The organism is Paraburkholderia sediminicola (assembly GCF_902859805.1).
Classification (GTDB): Bacteria; Pseudomonadota; Gammaproteobacteria; order Burkholderiales; family Burkholderiaceae; genus Paraburkholderia; species Paraburkholderia sediminicola.
The window spans coordinates 655511-673084 of sequence record NZ_CADIKC010000002.1; the positions used below are offsets into that span (position 1 = coordinate 655511).

The window sequence follows — 17574 nt, forward strand, 5'->3', positions numbered from 1 at the left end:
AATTGAACTGAGCGCGCCTAGCTTTCGAGCACGGCGCGCACCCGCTCACCCATTGCGTCGAAACGGGCGCGTTGGCTGAGGGCATAGTCGCCGTATGCCCTGGTCAAAGCGTTGCGCACATCGTCGTCCTGCAGCGATGCGATGGCCGCGAGCGCGGCCTGTGCGCCGTCATCGTCATCGCATGCGGCGCTCCATGACTCGCACCCCACCTCGCTCAGCAGACGCTCGATGCGCGTGTCCATCGAAAGCCCGAACACGGGCACGCCATGCGAGATCGCGAGCACAGCCGCGTGATAACGCGTCGTCACCACGCACGCTGCATGCGCGACCGTGGCGGCCACTTCGTCGAGCGTACGCGGGCCGCGTGCGACGACGTCGATTGGGAATGGCACACGGGCCGCCAGATCGGCGCAAGCGGCGCTATCGAGTTGCTCCATCCCCACCAGCACCGGCGTGTAACCTTGCGCCCTCAAACCGACAGCGATCTGCGCGAAGCGATCGAGATAGGCGTAATAGGCCTCGGCACGCGCCGCGTCCCAACTGTGAAAATGCAACGGCCCATAGCGCAGCGACGATGCCTCGCCGCGCGCATCGAGTTCACGCGCCCGCGCGGCGTCGGCGCGCACTGGCCACCAGAATGGATTGTTCGGACATAGCGCGACGCATCGCGGACTGAGCGCCGCGTCGCTTGCGTCGGCGGGCGCCCGATAAGTCCACGCGGTATCGGAACCTACTTGCGCGCTCACGCCGAGCGACGCGAGTTGCGTACGCGCCGCGTCGTTGCGGCAAATGACTTCGCCAGCTTCCGCATTGCGTTCGACAAAGCGCGTGAGCGCTGTGCTCATCGTGCCGCTATCGACACCGTAGGCAATCGCCGGCCGCCGATGCGCATGCGCGAGCGCAATCCCGCCGATCAGCACGCCCGCCAACGAGTCCGAGAACTTCGACGTATAGGTCGAGCCTTCCACGTTCAGCACGAGATCGGCATCGCGCACGGCGGCGTCGAGCGCATCGGGCAGATAAGGCAGCGAAGGCGTAAGCCGCGGCGTGCCGGCAAGCAGCGGATGATCGAAGCAATCGCCGAGCGCAAACAGCGTGATACGCGGCTCGCGCGGCGCGAGCAGGCGGCGCAACTGCGCGATCGTCTCGATCGTGCGCAGATCGGCACCTGTGTTGCCCGCGCCGCTATAACCAAGCAGCAACACGCGCGGCGCGTCACGATTCGCGCCTGAAACGCTGCGGCCGGGCGCGCGCCGCGCCGCGTTGATGCGTTGCTGCATGTCGTCGAGAAACACCTCGTCCGGCGCGGGTGCGCTTGCATAGCGATTCAGCGCGGCGAGCGAACGCTGCAACGGGCTCTCGACAATGTCCCAATCCATCACGTCGCTCCCAAAGCTTGGGCGAGTTGTTGCATTTGCAGCGCACCGGAATAAGGTTCCACCGCCACTTCGACGATTGTCACGCCCGCGTGATCGCGCGCTTCGGCGAGTGCATGGTCCAACGCATCGCACGCCTCGACGCGGTGATGCGCCAGGCCGAACGCCTGCGCGAGTGCGCCGATATCTAGTTTGTAGGGATTGCGGATCGTGCGCCGATAGGCCGGTGCGTGCGCAATCGGCAGAAAGTCGAAGATCGCGCCGCCGCCGTTGTCGACCACACAGATGCACGCCGGCGTACCCACACGTTGCGCGCTCGCCAGCGAGGAGAGGTCGTGGATCAACGCCTGATCGCCGAGCAGTAACAAGCCCGCATCGCCGCGCACGAGCGCTTCGCCGATAAACGTCGCCATCGTGCCGTCGATGCCGCTCACGCCGCGATTCACATAGATGTCCTGGCGCGCGGCGCGTACGTCGTAGCCAATGTCGGCGTGACGCATCGACATGGAATTGCCAAGATGAACGAAGGCGAAACCCGGCGTCGCCAGCACGCGATGAACCGCCGACACTTCGCCCCAGGCGAGCGATGCGACGCAGGCGCGCCGCTCGCGTGCGCCGTAGCCGGCGACGCTTGCCCAGCGGTCGCGCCAGGAAAAGGCGACAGGCAGACGGGGCTGCATGGGTGCGTTGGGACTGGCGTCGGCATGCGTATGTCCGTGCACTTCTTCGCTGAGCGTCGTGGCAATTTCATGCAACATCGCCGATGACGGTGCAATCAGCACGTCACGCGGATCCAGCGCCGGGTGCAGATAGTCGTGCGCCACACGGCAAGGTGCAATTTTGATCGTCGGCACGTCGGCGTGTGTTTCGAGGTACGTGTGCAGCACCGGCATGACCGGCGCGAGGCCAAAGCGCACGATCAGCTCCGCGCGCGCCGATGCGAGCCGTGCGGCGCCGCCGAATACATCGAATGCATTGACGATCAAGGCTCCCGCTGCGCCACGCGCGGCCGCTTGCGGCGCCAGCGCAAACGGGCCCGATCGCAGTCCGCTGCCCGCGTCGGCGAGCACAGGGAAGCCACTCGCCGCGGCCAGCGCGAAAATCGCTTCGAGTGGCACGCCCGGTTCAGGGCCGACCACGATCAACCCGTCGAGACCATTACTGAGCGGAACGCCGCCGCGCTTCGCAAGCACGCGCGCCATGATGCCTTCGACGATACGCGCGGGAGACGCTTCGGATACGGGAGACGCGGCATGATCGTCCAAAGCCACCGGTGCCCTTGCCGCGCGGACCGTCTCGAACGAAACCGGCTGCGTCTCAACTGCATCGTAGACACCGGCGAGCGGGACATTGATATGCACTGGACCGCGCGTGGGCCGCTTTGACGATGGATGTGCATCGGCGCGCGACAAGCTGTCATCGAGGTCCGCCACGCCCCTGGACATCGCAGCAAGCGCTGCCGCGAGCGCATCACGGGCTTGCTCCAGAGCCTGCACCGCATCTTCAGGATCTTCCAGGTCCGCCTGTGCGCGCACGAACGCGCGGGTCGCACCGAGATGATCCGCCATCTGTCCAAAACCGGTGCCGCGCAACGCACGCGGCCGGTCGCACGTCAGTACGACGAGCGGCACGTCGGACGCGTCCGCTTCGGTCAGCGCAGGCAGAACATTCGCCACCGCCGAGCCGGACGTCGTGACGATCGCGACCGGTTCGCCGCTCGCCTTCGCGATTCCGAGTGCGATGAAGGCGCCGCTGCGCTCGTCGGTGCTGACCATCTCGACGGCAATGCGCGGATGCGCGTCGAACGCGAGGCACATGGCGCTCGCGCGTCCGCCGGGACACAGCACAGCACGACGCACACCGGCAGCGCTTAACATCTCGACGATGAATTCCACCCACACGGCGTTCAGCGATTCGCCGCTCGCCGCGCCGGTTTCGCTTAACGATTCACTGCCCGTCGTAACGGTTTCGTATCGCAAAGCGCTTGCCGTCATAGCCGCGCCGTTCAGTGCCTCACCGTCCGACGCCGCGACTTCGCGAGGTAATGGGTCACGCCTCGCGACAACATCAGGAAGAGCGCCCATCAAGCCACCGCTTGCGAAGTACCCGCCACCGGCGTAATCGGAATCGTGCGCACAGGCGCGGGCGCCGCTCCCAGCTCCGCCGCAATCAACCGCTCCATCACGCGTCGTGCGCGGATCGCGCCGGCGTCGATCGGCAGCAGCGCCGGCTGCATCGCCCAGAAGTCGTGGTCGCCGAGATTCTTCTGCTGCGCTTCGAGCATCGGCAGGTCCTCGCACTCGAACGGCTTCATCAGCCCTTCGACGGCATAGCGCACCAGGCCGCGCGCCGCGTCACCCATTTCGTTCGGCAAACCGAACGCGAAGAAGTAATGCGTCGTGCGTTCGGTCTCCGGCGTCAGCCAATGCGCGGACGGCGCGATCAGCCCCGCTTCGCGCGGCATGCCCGCCGCGGTCACGCCGACCACGATCGAGAGCAATCCAGGCGGTGTCCAGCGCACGTCCATCCAGCGGTCCACCCGCGTGCCCGGCGCAATCCCGAAGCCTTGCGCGACGAACGGCTGCAACGCTTCGTCGTAAGCGCTGCGGCGGACCCAGACAATGTCGTCGAGGCTGCCCGACTGCACGTCGCCGCGCGCGATCGCCTCACTGCCGAGCGTATCAGGGTGAAGAAACTGGAAGTGGCTCAGATCGAGCAGATTGTCCGCGCTCAGTTGATAGTGCGCGCGCGTGTGCAGGTAACCGTCGTGCGTGACGTTGGCGGCGGGGTCGACGAACGGAAACGACGGCAGCAAGGCCGCATCGGCGCGCGCGGGGTCGCCCGGCCAGAACCAGATGGCGCCGTAACGTTCGAGCGAAGGGTACGCACGCACCTTCGCGGCGGCCGGCACCCGGCCGTCGCCGTGCGGATTGTGCACGCACTGCCCGCTCGCGCTGAAGCGCAGACCGTGATACGGACATTCGAGCACACCGTCGACGATACGGCCTTGCGACAGCGGCGCGAAACGATGCGCGCAGCGATCGTCGAGCGCGATCGCGCGCTGTTCCGCATCGCGATAAAGCACCACGGGCCGCCCGAGCAGCGTGCGCGAAAACGGCACGTCGGCGCGGACCTCGTGGGCGAAAGCGGCGACATACCACGCGTTTAACAGAAAGGACATGAGCGCACTCGCAATGGAATCGGCACAAAAAAAAATGCGCGGCGCCACTCTGGCGGCCACCTCATACGAGTGTAAATAGCCGCCCATCCCACAGATTCAACAAAGCTCATGGAAATGCGAAGCCGCATTTCTTAAAACGCGCTTTTCAGATTCTCAACAAAAGTAAATATGGCTTGCAACGCTGAAAGGTACTGCGAACCTTGCTTCGCGTGCGATTCCCGGCGATCCGGGTCTCTTTTACCCGTTACGGAATGCGTGACGGTAATTGATGCCGAAATCGTGTTTAGAAGTGCATCTCCCGGCTAATAGCCGCGATCTGTCTGGTTATTGACCGGATCGAAACGATGCGAAACAAATTCTCAATCTTTCATGCAATTTCAATGCGTCATGCGGCGAAACAATTCGTTACAGCCCTGATATTTTAAGGGCCGTAATTTTCGGGACACGCAATGCGGTTTGGGAAGCAACCTTAGGCATCAGTCCCGGGAGGGCATGTTGAAATTCGCCGTGATGACCACCAGCAGCAGTCTGTTCAATCTGATTTGCCAATGCTTTCGCGACGATACGATCGAATGCTGCCGCTTCCTCGATGACGTCGCGCTCTCGCGGGCGATCTATCGGGAGGACTATCACGCCATCCTTGTCGACGCGGCAACGGGCATCGATGCCACGCGCGCGGTGTTCGCACGCCGTGCCTGCTATGGCGATCGCCGCGCGCCGTTGATCGTGATCGGCGCATTTGCCGATCGTGACAGCATCGAACGGGCCTTCGAAGTCGGCGCCGACGATGTGGTGCTCTCGCCGATCGATCAGGGCGAACTCGAGGTACGCACTTACCAGGCGTTGCGCCGGTTTCAGTCGCCGCCGCCGTTGCAATCCGAAGATCGGGCCGAACTCGGTCCTTATCGCCTGGACCGGCGTACTGGCACGGTGCTGGTGGACGAACGCGAAATCCGTCTGACAGTGCGCGAATTTGCGATTGCATGGCTGCTGTTCTCACGCGCCGGCGAATACGTGAGCCGCCGGCAGATTGCCGGCGCGATCTGGAGCAGCACGGAAGATATCGTGGGCCGCACGCTCGAACAGCACATCTACAAGCTGCGCAAGAAGCTGGGGCTGAACGGCGCGTCAGGCGTCCAGCTACGCACGATGTATGCGCACGGATATCGCGTCGAGTTGTGCGATGGCAAGGCGGATGCCGACGCCATCCTGCCGGCAATAGCGCAGGTCGAGCAGACCGCCGATGCGATTGCGGCGATCACTGAAGTCGTCGACATTGCCCGCCACGAAGCGAATTTAGAATGCGTTGGGCAAACAACGCGCCCTTCCCGAACGCTCGACGTTCATGCAAAAGACAGCGAGGCCGCCCGCAGCGCGCAACCGTGGGGCCAGTATGCAGCCATGTGGCACAGCGGCACCGCGCACTTCGTGCACCCGGTAGCGGGCTTCACGGCGCGCGGGGCTGAATCGCCGGGCAGCGATTCTTCGTCGGCATTGACCTCGTTCTCGATTCCCGCCGCGCTGCTAGGAAGCAATGGACGGCGCCGCTAAAGCATAAGGGGCAAGCGCTGCATGCGCTTGCCCCTCGTTTCACAACAGCACCCGATTACAGATCCAGCACCCGCGGCGACAACAGGAAGACGCGTTCCATATGCGAGCGCGAGTCGTTGTTGTTGCGAAACAGTGCGCCGATGAGCGGAATCTTCGACAGACCCGGCACACCGGTCACACCATTCGAGTTGTTATCCACGCTGTAGCCGGCAATCAACAGGCTCTCGCCCTGGCCGACAAAAGCCTGTGTATTGATCTCGCTGCTGGTAATCACCGGAATGTTGTCGACCTGCTGGCCGGTCAGCTGACCGTCTTCGATATGCACTTCGAGCTTGATACGCGTCTGGCCGTCTTCCTGCACGACCATCGGCAGCACGCGCAGCGAGACGCCGGTCGAGACGCTATACAGATCCGCCGACGTATAACCGGACACACGCACGAAGAACTTGGTCTTGTTGTCCATCACGGCTTCGACGTTGTCGAGCGTGGCGACCTTCGGGGAGGCGTCGATCTTCGCCTTCGAGGTGCTTTGCATCGCGTTGACACGCGCCATCAGGTAACGTCCCGCATCGCCGAGCACGGCGGTGATCGAGGCGCCCACCGGCGTCGCGGAAACCACCGTGGTGCCGTCGGCAAGCGTCGTGGTGCCGAAGTTCGGATTGATCTGGCCGTTCGCGTAGCTGTTCTGCTGATACGTTCCCGTACCGGTCTGGAAGTCGAGATGACTGTTGTGCGCACGCCAGTCCACACCGATCTGCGCGAGCACGTCGTCGTCGATTTCGATGATGTGCGCTTCGATCTCGATCAGCTTGGGCCGCGTGTCGAGCTGATCGATCAGCGACGCGTACTGGTCGATGCGCTGCGGCGTATCGCGGATCAGCACCGAATTGGTGGTCGGATCGGGCTGCATGATCGGCAAGGTCAGATCGCCGCCGCTCGGCTGGCTCGCCTGCGAGGCGCCAGGCGCGTTCGCGTAGCCGACACTGCCCGTGCTGCCGTAGTTGGACGGCTGCGCGTTGCCGACCAGGCCGCCGAGCGCGGAGCCTTGCCCGTCGGCCATATTGGGCGGCAACGGCGGGTTCATGACCGGAGCACCGCCGCTGTTGCCGCCACCCACGTCGTTCATCGGCTGCACGCGTTGCATGTTCGGCGACACCGAGGTCTGCGATTGGCCGCCGCCCTTCTCCTGCTTCGCGTGATACATGTTCGACAGCACGGTGGCGACACCCGGCACCGTGATCGTGTTGCCGTCGATCTGCACCTTGTGATCCGCGGCCCACGCGTGCTTGAGCTTGAACACGCGAATCACGGAGCCGCTGCGGCGGCTCGCGTTCTCGTCGAGACGCCGGGCGATCTCGCTCACCATCTGCACATATTGCGGCGGACCGTTGACGATCGCCGTGCCCGCGCTTTCGTCGTATACGACCGGGAAGCGCGCGTCGTCGACACTCATCGTATGCAGCGCGGCGCGCAGATCGGAGGCCGATGCGTGGTCGAGCTTGATCACCTGATGCGTGACATCGTTGGCGCTGCTGATCGACAGCACGCTGCCGTCATAGAACCAGACAAAGCCGAAAGTCGATGCAAGCGTGTCGAGAAAGCGCTGTGGCGACATGTCGAAGCGGCCCGTCACCGCGCCCTGAACATTGCCCGCGATCGACGCGGCCACGCCCTGGCTCGCGGTAAAATCGCGCAGCACGTCTTTCAGATCTTTGCCTTCCACGGCGATGTGCACCGAGGTGCCGCGCCATCGCACGGGAGCCGCGCTAGCAGGTTGCAGCGCGCTCAACGTCAGGGACGCCGCGAGCCACGCGGCGCAGAACAGCGTCTTCGATTTCATGGAGTCGACTGTGTGAGGGTGATGGAAAAAACCGCGAATACCGTAACGCGCAGCAGTAGCAAAGAAGTAGCAAAGAAGTAGCAAAGAAGTAGCAAAGAAGCGGCAGCGCTATCGTTCAAGCGTCTCGGACGGCGCCTCATGAAACTGCTTGCGATAACCGTTCACGAGCGTCGAGCGGTTTTGCACGCCCCACTTGCTCGCCGCGCCCAGCACGCCGCGATCGCTCGAATACGACCGGTCGGTGAGTTCCGCGCGAATCCGCTCCATCCGTTGACGGCGGATCAATTCGGTCGGCGACAGTCCGAGGAAATTCTTGAAGGCGCTTTGCAGTGCGCGCTCGGTCACGCCGATCTCGGCGGCCACTTCGCGCACTGAGAGATCGCGACGGTCGAGGTTGTCGAGCACGTAGCTGTATGCACGGCGGTATTTGGCCGGCAGGCGTGCGCCGACATCGTCGAGTTGCGGCGAGGCCTTCGCGCTGCGCTGCAGGAACGGCGCGCGCACCTGTGAGTCTTCGCGCAGGCACTGCATGGCCACGAGCGCATAACGGCTATAGAGTTGCAGCGATTCCTGCGCGCGGCCTTCGGCCTGACGCGTTTTGGCGCTGCAGTAGAGATATTCGAGCTGACGGTGGCCGGTGGTGCCGTTGCGGCCGATCTGATGCAGCGGCTCCAGAATCGAGCAGGCCAGATGCGGCGCGGCGCCGGCCAGTGTCGCCAGCGCGATTTCGAGGCGCAGCGTGCGCTGATAGTCGCCGATCCCCTGCTCGCGCGACCACTGCAGATGACGCTGCAATTCGCCGATCGCGTCCCGATCCGCGCAGGCGGCCAGACGCAATTGCTGCAGATAGTCGATGCGCGCGCGCAGCAACGGCGAGCGCACACCGAACACAGCGCGCGCGAGGCTGTCGACGCTCGCATCGGCGCCCTGGCCCGGCCGCGGTACACGTTCGCTCGACAAACCCGACTGCCAGTAGACGTGATCGCGCAGCGCCGTCGCGTTACGCACTTCCATTTGCACTGCGAGGTCGAAGCGTAGTGTCGCAAGCAGCGCGTGCCAATGGCCCGCTACATCGTCGAGATCGCGCTCTACCCGCTCGAAAAGATCGTCGAGCGCATCGGCGGCTTCGCTGGTGCGGCCCAGTTCGTAGAGCACGCAAACAATGCCGAAGTACGCTTCCACGGCGCGCGCCGGTTCGATTTCGGGCTCGTCCGCGACACGCGAGAAGCACGCCAGCGCCGTGCCGAGGCGATGCCGGAAAAATGCCTGCCATGCGGCGTTGCGGCATGACGCGGTACGGATCGCGTGCTTCGACGACCGGATCAGCTTTTGCGAGCGACGGTAGTTCTCCTCGGCCTCGACTTCGATGCCGAGCATCAGTTGCAGATCGGCGTGCAATTGCAGCGCATGTGGCGCGAATTCGGCGTTGCCGGCTTCGTCGGCCCAGCGGCTCGCCAGCTGACTCGCGGCGTTCAGCTTGCCGTCGAGCAAGGTATCGAGAAAACGGCCGGACAGTGCGGAGTGAGCACAGGGTGCGGGCGTCGCGAGCGCGGATACCACGGGGAAGTAAAGCATCGAGAACATGGACGACTCCTCTGAGTGCGGGAACGCGTCGCAAGCGGCATGCGCGATGCGTCGAGTGGAGTCAATGTAGCGAGGCACACCAAACGAAGTTTCAATTAATCTGATATTTGCGGCGCATTTGAGAAGGTTTGAGATTTGCATCGGCGCGGCCGCGCAATGACGGTCTGCCAGGCATTCTCAACACAAACTCAAGGCTTGTTCGGCGGGCTCGCAGAGTTCGATGCATTCGAAGCATTCGGCGCCTTGGTCGTTTCGTTAAGCACACGAAACTGCGCCTCCAGACCGCGCAAGGTCACCTGATCACGCACCTGATCGACAAAGATGCCGACGAACAGCGCCAGCATCAACACCGTCACCGCGCCTTTGACCGGCTGACTTAGCGTCATCAGATCGAGCTTCGACGCGGACTTCGCAGCAAAGCCGAAGGCGAAGTCGACCAGCAGCAGAATGAACATCATCGGCGCGGCGAGCTTGGCGATGGTTTGCATCAGCGTGTCGGTCTGCGAAAGCACGAACGATTCGAGTATGTTCGCCACATTCGGCCCCGCTGACACGATCGGCCACCAGTGATACGACTCGTATAGCGTACCGAGCAGAAAAGTCATGCCGCCGAGCGCCCAGAACGCAACGGAGGCGATTTGCCCGAGCAGCGTGGCGGTCGGCGTCGATTGCTCCTGGCGCGTGGGATTGGTGATCTGCACGTTGTTGTAGCCGGTCAGATCGTCGATATAGGTGCCCGCGCCTTCTGCGACCCAGAACACGATCGAGGCCGCATAACCGATCACGAGTCCGATCAGCGCCTCGCGCAAACCGACTTCCAGCAGCATGACCCCGTGCAGCGATTGCATGAAGGCGACGGGCTGACCGTACGCCACGTAGGAGCTGAACAGCAGCACAATGGCATTGCGCACCACGCCTTGCAGCAAACCGTCGGCAGTCGGCGGAAAGATGAACATGACGATGAACAGGCGCAGCGCACACACGCCGATCAACGTGATGTAGCCGACCAGCAGCGTGCCGAGTTGCGGCAGTGCGGAAAAGATGTCGTTCATGCGTGCGCCCCACGCGCCTGAAAACGTCGCGCGAGCGCGGTTTCTTCGGCCTCCTCGTCGCTCGCGTCGCTGGCGGCGTTGTCCTGAGCGCGGCGGATATCGCGAATCCGCTCGCCACACAGATCGATGCGGCCTTGATTCAGGGCGATGTCGCGTTGCGTCTGGGCGATCACGGCGATATTGGCCTGCACAGCGGCTTCGGCTTGCGCGAGTTCCGCTTCGAGTACGCGCAGGCGGTCGTTCACTACGCCGATATACAACCGGCAGTTGTTCAGATCGTCGAGCGAGAACGGTTCGGTGCCCGTCATCATGCCGTCGATGCGATGCTGATAGAACTGCAGCACACCGGCTTCGTGCGCGACCTGGTCTGCCTTCGTGTCACGCGCGGCTTCGAGTTGCAGCTGCGCGTTGCGCTGCGCCGTAAGCGTCGCGCGCAAGGTCTCATCGAGGCGCCGACGCCGCGTGCACGATCGTTCCAGCGCGACGATGCGCCTTTGTTGCATACCCATGGATCCTGCCGCCATCAGCCGAGCCCGCTCAGGTCGTACAGCAACGCTTCCGTTTCGTTCGGCGCGGCATAGTCGCCGGTGCGTTGCGACAGGAACGCCTTGATCGCGTCAGCCTTCGCGATGGCTTCGTCGGCGAGCGGATTGGTGCCGGGCTGATATTCGCCGATCTGCAGCAGCATCTCCACCTCGCGATGCTTCGCCATCAATTCGCGAATCCGTGCTGCGGCCTGCACGTAAGCGTCCGGCACGACCTGGGGCATCACGCGCGACAAACTGCCGAGCACGTCGATCGCAGGGTACTGGTTCTTCGCCGCGATTTCGCGCGACAAAATCATGTGGCCGTCGAGAATGCCTCGCACTTCTTCCGCAATCGGGTCGCTGCCGCTATCGTCTTCGGCGAGCACGGTGTAGAGCGCGGTGATCGAGCCGGTCTCGCCCATGCCCGCGCGCTCCAGCAAACGCGGTAATTCGGCAAAGATCGACGGCGGGAAGCCGCGTCTCGCGGGCGGCTCGCCGGCCGCCAGACCGATCTCGCGACCGGCGCGCGCGAAGCGCGTTAGCGAGTCCATCATCAGCAGCACGCGTTGGCCGCGGTCACGGAAATATTCGGCAATCGCAGTCGCGACGTAAGCCGCTTTTGCACGCTCCATCGACGAACGGTCCGACGTCGCGCACACCACCACCGAGCGCGCCATACCTTCCGGTCCGAGGATCAATTCGACGAACTCGCGCACTTCGCGGCCGCGCTCGCCGATCAGCGCGATCACGTTGACGTCGCACGAAGCGCCACGTGCGAACATGCCGAGCAAGGTACTTTTGCCGACGCCGGCCGGCGCAAAAATGCCCATGCGTTGGCCTTCGGCGAGCGTCATCATCGCGTCGACGGCGCGCACGCCGGTCGGCAACGGCGCCTCGATCATGCGGCGGCTCATCGGATCGGGCGGCGCCGCGAAAATCGGCCGCAACGTGTCGGAATGAATCGGTGGACCGCCGTCCACAGGTTCGCCGAGACTGTCGATGACCCGGCCGAGCAACATGTCACCGACTTTCACCGCGAGCGAGCGTCCAAGGCCGATCACCTGGGTCGAACGAGAAATGTTTTCGAGGCGCGAGAACGGCGACAGCAGCGCCACGTCGCGCGTGAAACCGATCACCTCGGCATGCTGAAGCAAAGTGCCGTTCGGCGCACGCAACTCACACAACTCACCAAGCGATAGATCGAGACCGGCTACCTTGATCAGCGTGCCGATCACTTCCAGTACTTTGCCGGTGCGCGCGACACCCGGCACGGCCAGAATCTCGCGTTCGATCTCGTCGGTCAGCCGGTCGAAATCGACGGTGCGGGTGAGCCACGGCGTGCTCATGCTGCTTCCTCGTCATTGCGCGGGTTGTAGCCGTCGGCGTCGTTGTCCAAGTCGGCCGACGCCGGTTCTTCGCCGTGCGCATCGGCCTCTTCGACCGAGCGTTTCAGCGCGCGCGACACGGCGCTGCGCATGGCGCGCAATTGTGTGTCGAGGCTCGCGTCGACGGTGCCGAAATCGGACTCGCAAACGCAACTGCCGGGATCGAGCCGTTTGTCCGCGATCACCGACAGCGGAATCGGCTGGCCAAGATCGCGCCAGCGCGAGGCAAGCCGGTCGAAGGTGGCTTTGGCCTCGGCGTAGTCGTCAGGGTGAACCGCGACACGCAGATAGGTCGCGCCCTCCACAATGCGGTCGACGGTTACGAGCGCCCGTTCAAACAGCGCCTCGTGACGCTCCACGCGCACGATCTGCTCGACCGCAGACGCAACGATCTGCGCCAGCCGCTCACGCATGCGGATCTGCAACTGGCTCTGCGCATCGGCGACGTCGGCGAGACGCTGCATCCAGTCGGCGAGCGCGCGATCGCAGCCGTCGCGGTAGCCCTGCTCGCTGGCGGTGTCGTATTCGCGCTGCGCCTGCTCGGCGATTTCTGCCGCCTGTGTATGGCCGGCATCGACGATGCGTGCCGCCTCATCACGCGCGTCGGCGAGCAGCGCATCGCGTTCGGCGGCGAGCGCGGCATAGGCCTCGTCGATCGAGACCAGTTCGCCGAAGGTCGCGCGGGGAATCACATCCGCAGCCGCGCCGACTCGGGCGAACGACGCGTTTGCATCGATTTCGCCAAAAGCGGAGCGCGCGTGCTTCAACCAAATAGCCATGCAAACTCCGGTAGCAGATCGGATAGACGCGAGAAAAGCCGTGCGGAACCGGATGCATCCAGCTCTTCGGGCACAGACGCGAGCCATGCAGGAGTGGGCAGCACACGCGGCAATGCAAGCCGTAGCAGCGGAAACGGCACACGCGCGCTTTCGTTCGCGCCGCTTGCGCCGTTCGCCGGGTTCGCGCCGCCCAGATCGCGTAACAACAGCGCGCAGCCTTCTACCGCCAACGTCCCGGCATCCAGTGCGGTCAACGGCGGCATTGCGGCGCGTGCGGCCAAGCGCGCGATGTCGGGGGCATCGGCAAGATGGGCGTCCTGCGTGAGACGGTCGATGCCCACGCCCGTCCATTCCGACAGTTGCGATCGCGTGCGTTTGTCGATCAGACGACGCACCTCGGCGCGCCGGAATGACAGTGCGCGCATGCGCAGAACCTGCAGTGCGTGATGGACCGGCAGCACGTCGAGTAGCACGGCATTCGGCTGTACGGTGCCTGCAGGCGTCGGTTTCAGCGCGGCTTGAGTGAGCGAAGCGAACGAAGGCGGCTTGACGCCGGCCGCATCAGCAATGGCCTGGGAGCAGGCTTGAACCGCTGCGGCACCAGCACGCTCGAGCGCAGCACGCCAATGTTCCAACTGCGGTTCCAACTGCGCCGCATTCGCGCCGAGCAATGCAACGCTCCACGACGGATCGGCCCAGTGCGCCACGGTCGCGAGGTTACGGCGATACGAATCGAGCGCCGCGGCCACCCGCATGAAAGGCAAATCGGTCGGCGCGTTCATCGTAGCCGCGTCGCCGGATCAGTTCGCGGGGCGCAGACGGCGCAAACGCGCCAGCAATCCAGCGAAGCGGCCGCTCGCGGGCTCGCCCGTTCCAGCGCCACTCGACTCGCCGCCCGGCCGTCCCCCCGCCAGTAGGCCACGGCGCGCGAGCACCAGCAACGCCGTCGCGGCCAGCACGACCACGCCGGCCAGCACGCCCATCAGCCACACCGGCATGCTGTTGCTCTGCGGCAATTGCGAGTATTCAACCGGGTCCGCCGCGACCGCGGTTACGCTGACCTGATCGTAGGTGAGCCCTTCCACGCTATGCATGACGAGCGTTTTGATCTGCGGCACCAGCGCGCCGATATCCGAATCGCGCCGATACTTGATAAACACCGCCGCCGACGAAGGTTTGATGGTCTGCGCCAGCGGGTCGTTGTTCGGCAACACGATCTGCACCCGCGCGACCAGCACGCCGTCGATCTTCGACAAGGTCGACGACAGCTCCTGCGACGTGCCGTAGATGAACCGCACACGTTCCTCAGTCGGCGTCGAAACCAGTCCGTCCTTCTTGAACAAAGCGCCGAGGTCGTCGAACTTGTTGTGCGGCAAACCGCGCGCGCGTAGCACTTCCATGGCGCGCACCATCTGCGCGTCGTCGACGTCGAGCGACCAGGTCTTGCCCGCGTCCGACGTATCTTTCGACGCATCCACGCCGCGTTCCAGCAACGCGACCACCATCTCGTTGACGTCCTGCTCGGACAGGTTGCCGTACAGCTCTTTCTTGCAGCCGCTTAGCGTCACGCATAGCGCGAGCACGCAGAGTAACGGTGCGGCACGGCGGCGAATCGGCAGTCGATCGAACATGGTGGCGGCGTCTCGCATCGTGTGCACAAGGTTCGCGAAGGCGCAGCGCCACATTCAGGGTGGCGTGCGCAGACGCGTTACTGGTTCTTCATCAGCGTTTCGATCGCCGACTTCGACGAATCCACCACGCCCATCTTCGCTTCCAGATCGAGCTGCGTGCTGGCGAGTTCGAGCGTCATGCGAATCGTGCCCGCGCTCATCTCATTCATCGTCATGTTCGGCGCCTGCTGGGCGAGTTGCAGCGCGTCGTTGACGGTGTGCTGCAACTCGGCGTCCTGCGAGGCGACCAGCTTCGAAGCGACCGCCGTGCCGTCCTGCTGCGGCGTGGCGGGTGCGCTCATCGGCGACTTCTGCATTAGCGACTGGAACTTGTCGGCCATTTCAGGCGCGGTCTGCGCGGCCGGCGCGGCGCCCGCGCCTTGCGACATCTGCTCGAGCGAGGCTTGCAAGGCGGTCGTGGTGGCATTGACGGTCATGTGCGGCTCCGGAAACGGATGGAAATCAGGCTCGCAGGAACGACTGGTGCGCGTAGTCGGCTGCCGCCGGCGTGGCTGTGGACGGAGCGGGCGCTGCCGCTGCGGGCTGAACGCCGGGTTCAGCGCCCTCTGCGGTTTCCGCGTCGAACTCCGCCAGCGCCTCCAACGATTTCGGCGTGACGAACTGGCCGCCGGCGCGCTTCACCTTCATCGCGTTCAACAGGTCCTCTCGGGCTTCGAGCGCGCGCACCAGCGATTGCGTGTCGCGCGTCGGATTGTTTTCCATGGCTTCGGTCGCGCTTTGCTTCCAGTCCGGGTCGCCCTTCGCGGAGAGGCAGAAGGCGAGCAGCGCCTTGGCGTAACCGAAGCGCGGCGCGTTCTCGCCGACCTGGCGCAGCACGTGGATGGCGTCGTCCCAGTGGCCGCGCACCATATGCAGGATGCCGTCGAGCGTGTCGATTTCGGCGACGCGCGGACGCAGCACGCGCAGCGCATCGAGCACGAGCTCGATGTCGTACGGGTCGGCCGATACCTTCGGGAAGTTGCTGAGCAACGCAGTCGAAACGGTTTCGATCAGACCGCCGACGACATCGGGGCTGCAATTCATGTATTCCGGCGTGCTGACGGTCATGGCGATGGGCTCCTGACAGAAGCGTTGAGGTCGACCGTGCCGTTCGCAGCCGGTCGGGAAGGATGACGCAAACATAGCAACCGGCGCGCGGCCGCAAACCGTTGGACGCGAAGTGAGCGCATGGGATGCGAAGCCGGGTGAGCGCTTCGTAATGCGCGCGCCCGCTTCGCCTCGCCCGGCGCGCGGGCCAGGCGCGAGCGCTATCGTCAGGCGGACTATGCGGCCCTTGCCCCACGCACGTTTCGTGAAAGCGCCGCCTGATTCGTGAACGCGCCGCCCGCCCACGCCCCTCCTCCCATCGCGACCGAGCCGACATGAGCGACGAAAAGACCGAAGAGCCAACCCAGAAAAAGCTGCGGGACGCGCGCAAAGACGGTCAGGTGTCCCGCAGCAGCGATTTGACCGATTCGATTTCGATGTCGGCGGTGGTGTTGTTGCTGATGGCCGGCGCAAGTCATTTCAGCGACGCGATGCGCGAAGCGGTGCTGATCGCCACGGGCTTCGTCAACGGCGACCATTCGCTGACCAATATGCAGACGCAGTTCTACAAGATCGGCGGCCTCGCGTTGTCGGCGATCGTGCCGTGCATATGCATCGCGGCGCTCGCGGCGATCGCCGGTTCGATCGGCCAGGTCGGCATGCAGATCGCCACCAAGCCGATCACGCCCGATCCGAAAGCCGTCAGCCCGATGGCGGGCCTCAAGCGCATTTTCTCGGTTAAAACGTTGATCGAGTGCGCGAAGATGATCGTCAAGGCGGCGATCGTGTTCTGCGTGATGTGGCAGACCATCAAGTGGCTGTTTCCGCTGATCGTCGGCTCGCTGTATCAGCCGCTGCCGGAACTCGTGCGCATGTTCTGGGACCTGCTGCTGAAGCTCTTCATGGTGGCTGCGGCGGTATTCGTGCTGGTCGGCGCTGCGGACGTCAAGCTGCAAAGCTTCATGTTCCTCAAGAAGATGAAGATGTCGAAAGACGAGGTTAAACGCGAGCACAAGAATCAGGAAGGCGATCCGCGCATCAAGGGCGAACGGCGACGCCTCGCGCGCGAAATGCTGAACGCGCCGCCACAGTCGAAGGTCGGCATGGCTAACATGATGGTGGTCAATCCCACGCACTATTCGGTCGCCGTGCGCTACGCGCCGGACGAACACCCGCTGCCGCGCGTGATCGCGAAAGGCATGGACGAAAGTGCCGCGGAGCTGCGGCGGGCGGCCCGCGATGCGGGCGTGCCGATCATCGGCAATCCGCCGGTTGCGCGTGCGCTGTACAAGGTCGGCGTCGATCAGCCGATTCCCGAAGAGTTGTTCGAGACGGTCGCGGCGATTCTCCGCTGGGTCGATGCGATCGGCGTGCGGCGCGTGGAGGGTGATCTGGCTAGCGGCGCCGGTTCGCACGTCGATATGCACGCCGACTCGCACGCCGATATGCACACCGATAGCGCGGCCATGCATCCCTCCACTCCGCCGCCCGCTCTCCACTGACGAGACCCACCATGCTGAAGACGTTGAAACTTCCCGCCGGTGGTGAAATCGGCATCGTCGCGCTGATCGTCGCGATTATT

Annotated in this window: 15 protein-coding genes; 2 read left to right on the plus strand and 13 right to left on the minus strand. The window is 64.2% G+C overall.

Features of this window, described 5'->3' with window-relative positions; all coding sequences use genetic code 11:
- Positions 1-17: 17 nt before the first annotated feature.
- The 3 genes from R8871_RS11485 to R8871_RS11495 are packed head-to-tail and all read right to left on the minus strand — an operon-like array spanning position 18 to position 4557.
- Positions 18-1379, minus strand: coding sequence for a polysaccharide pyruvyl transferase family protein (locus R8871_RS11485; protein WP_175050546.1), 1362 nt, complete (start codon positions 1377-1379; stop codon positions 18-20).
- Positions 1379-3460, minus strand: a complete 2082-nt coding sequence (gene menD, locus R8871_RS11490) for a 2-succinyl-5-enolpyruvyl-6-hydroxy-3-cyclohexene-1-carboxylic-acid synthase (RefSeq protein ID WP_175050547.1) — start codon at positions 3458-3460, stop codon at positions 1379-1381. The genes R8871_RS11485 and menD overlap by 1 nt, the downstream gene beginning before the upstream one ends.
- Entirely contained in the window at positions 3460-4557 is a 1098-nt protein-coding gene (locus tag R8871_RS11495; RefSeq protein ID WP_175050548.1) for an aromatic ring-hydroxylating dioxygenase subunit alpha, read from the minus strand. Before R8871_RS11495 ends, menD begins: the two co-directional genes overlap by 1 nt.
- A 492-nt stretch (positions 4558-5049) precedes the next feature.
- Between R8871_RS11495 and R8871_RS11500 the strand changes: the two genes are divergently transcribed.
- Complete coding sequence (locus tag R8871_RS11500; protein ID WP_246287531.1) at positions 5050-6108, plus strand: response regulator transcription factor; 1059 nt, start codon at positions 5050-5052, stop codon at positions 6106-6108.
- A gap of 55 nt (positions 6109-6163) precedes the next feature.
- Here the strand turns inward: R8871_RS11500 and sctC are convergent, their stop codons facing one another.
- The 10 genes from sctC to R8871_RS11550 form a co-directional block, all read right to left on the minus strand.
- Positions 6164-7948 carry a type III secretion system outer membrane ring subunit SctC gene (gene sctC / locus R8871_RS11505; RefSeq protein ID WP_175050549.1) on the minus strand — a complete coding sequence of 595 codons (1785 nt, stop codon included), beginning with the start codon at positions 7946-7948 and terminating at the stop codon, positions 6164-6166.
- A gap of 108 nt (positions 7949-8056) precedes the next feature.
- A complete protein-coding gene (locus R8871_RS11510; RefSeq protein ID WP_175050550.1) occupies positions 8057-9532 on the minus strand; it encodes a helix-turn-helix transcriptional regulator in 1476 nt (491 codons plus the stop codon).
- A 188-nt stretch (positions 9533-9720) separates the two neighbouring features.
- Positions 9721-10584 carry a type III secretion system export apparatus subunit SctT gene (gene sctT / locus R8871_RS11515; RefSeq protein WP_175050551.1) on the minus strand — a complete coding sequence of 288 codons (864 nt, stop codon included), beginning with the start codon at positions 10582-10584 and terminating at the stop codon, positions 9721-9723.
- Positions 10581-11087 (minus strand): type III secretion protein, encoded by a 507-nt coding sequence (locus R8871_RS11520; protein WP_175050552.1) that lies wholly within the window; start codon positions 11085-11087, stop codon positions 10581-10583. The genes sctT and R8871_RS11520 overlap by 4 nt, the downstream gene beginning before the upstream one ends.
- Positions 11088-11107: 20 nt before the next feature.
- Positions 11108-12457, minus strand: coding sequence for a type III secretion system ATPase SctN (gene sctN / locus R8871_RS11525; RefSeq protein ID WP_175050553.1), 1350 nt, complete (start codon positions 12455-12457; stop codon positions 11108-11110).
- Positions 12454-13275 (minus strand): type III secretion system stator protein SctL, encoded by an 822-nt coding sequence (gene sctL, locus R8871_RS11530; RefSeq protein ID WP_175050554.1) that lies wholly within the window; start codon positions 13273-13275, stop codon positions 12454-12456. The genes sctN and sctL overlap by 4 nt, the downstream gene beginning before the upstream one ends.
- Positions 13260-14057 (minus strand): type III secretion protein HrpB4, encoded by a 798-nt coding sequence (locus R8871_RS11535; protein ID WP_175050555.1) that lies wholly within the window; start codon positions 14055-14057, stop codon positions 13260-13262. The genes sctL and R8871_RS11535 overlap by 16 nt, the downstream gene beginning before the upstream one ends.
- Positions 14058-14075: 18 nt before the next feature.
- Positions 14076-14906: a type III secretion system inner membrane ring lipoprotein SctJ gene (gene sctJ / locus R8871_RS11540; protein ID WP_175050556.1), complete on the minus strand. Its 831-nt coding sequence runs from the start codon at positions 14904-14906 to the stop codon at positions 14076-14078.
- 77 nt (positions 14907-14983) lie between these two features.
- The gene (locus R8871_RS11545; protein ID WP_175050557.1) at positions 14984-15382 is read right to left on the minus strand and encodes a type III secretion protein HrpB2; all 399 of its coding nucleotides are present in this window, start codon (positions 15380-15382) and stop codon (positions 14984-14986) included.
- Between the two features lie 25 nt (positions 15383-15407).
- A complete protein-coding gene (locus R8871_RS11550) occupies positions 15408-16013 on the minus strand; it encodes an HrpB1 family type III secretion system apparatus protein (RefSeq protein WP_175050558.1) in 606 nt (201 codons plus the stop codon).
- Between the two features lie 314 nt (positions 16014-16327).
- Between R8871_RS11550 and sctU the strand changes: the two genes are divergently transcribed.
- Complete coding sequence (gene sctU / locus R8871_RS11555) at positions 16328-17494, plus strand: type III secretion system export apparatus subunit SctU (RefSeq protein ID WP_175050559.1); 1167 nt, start codon at positions 16328-16330, stop codon at positions 17492-17494.
- The last annotated feature ends 80 nt before the right edge of the window (positions 17495-17574 follow it).

Coding starts and splice junctions, on each gene's coding strand:
- R8871_RS11485 (WP_175050546.1), bottom strand. CDS start 1,379: ATGGATTGGGACATTGTCGAGAGCCCGTTGCAGCGTTCGCTCGCCGCG.
- menD (WP_175050547.1), bottom strand. CDS start 3,460: ATGGGCGCTCTTCCTGATGTTGTCGCGAGGCGTGACCCATTACCTCGC.
- R8871_RS11495 (WP_175050548.1), bottom strand. CDS start 4,557: ATGTCCTTTCTGTTAAACGCGTGGTATGTCGCCGCTTTCGCCCACGAG.
- R8871_RS11500 (WP_246287531.1), top strand. CDS start 5,050: ATGTTGAAATTCGCCGTGATGACCACCAGCAGCAGTCTGTTCAATCTG.
- sctC (WP_175050549.1), bottom strand. CDS start 7,948: ATGAAATCGAAGACGCTGTTCTGCGCCGCGTGGCTCGCGGCGTCCCTG.
- R8871_RS11510 (WP_175050550.1), bottom strand. CDS start 9,532: ATGTTCTCGATGCTTTACTTCCCCGTGGTATCCGCGCTCGCGACGCCC.
- sctT (WP_175050551.1), bottom strand. CDS start 10,584: ATGAACGACATCTTTTCCGCACTGCCGCAACTCGGCACGCTGCTGGTC.
- R8871_RS11520 (WP_175050552.1), bottom strand. CDS start 11,087: ATGCAACAAAGGCGCATCGTCGCGCTGGAACGATCGTGCACGCGGCGT.
- sctN (WP_175050553.1), bottom strand. CDS start 12,457: ATGAGCACGCCGTGGCTCACCCGCACCGTCGATTTCGACCGGCTGACC.
- sctL (WP_175050554.1), bottom strand. CDS start 13,275: ATGGCTATTTGGTTGAAGCACGCGCGCTCCGCTTTTGGCGAAATCGAT.
- R8871_RS11535 (WP_175050555.1), bottom strand. CDS start 14,057: ATGAACGCGCCGACCGATTTGCCTTTCATGCGGGTGGCCGCGGCGCTC.
- sctJ (WP_175050556.1), bottom strand. CDS start 14,906: ATGTTCGATCGACTGCCGATTCGCCGCCGTGCCGCACCGTTACTCTGC.
- R8871_RS11545 (WP_175050557.1), bottom strand. CDS start 15,382: ATGACCGTCAATGCCACCACGACCGCCTTGCAAGCCTCGCTCGAGCAG.
- R8871_RS11550 (WP_175050558.1), bottom strand. CDS start 16,013: ATGACCGTCAGCACGCCGGAATACATGAATTGCAGCCCCGATGTCGTC.
- sctU (WP_175050559.1), top strand. CDS start 16,328: ATGAGCGACGAAAAGACCGAAGAGCCAACCCAGAAAAAGCTGCGGGAC.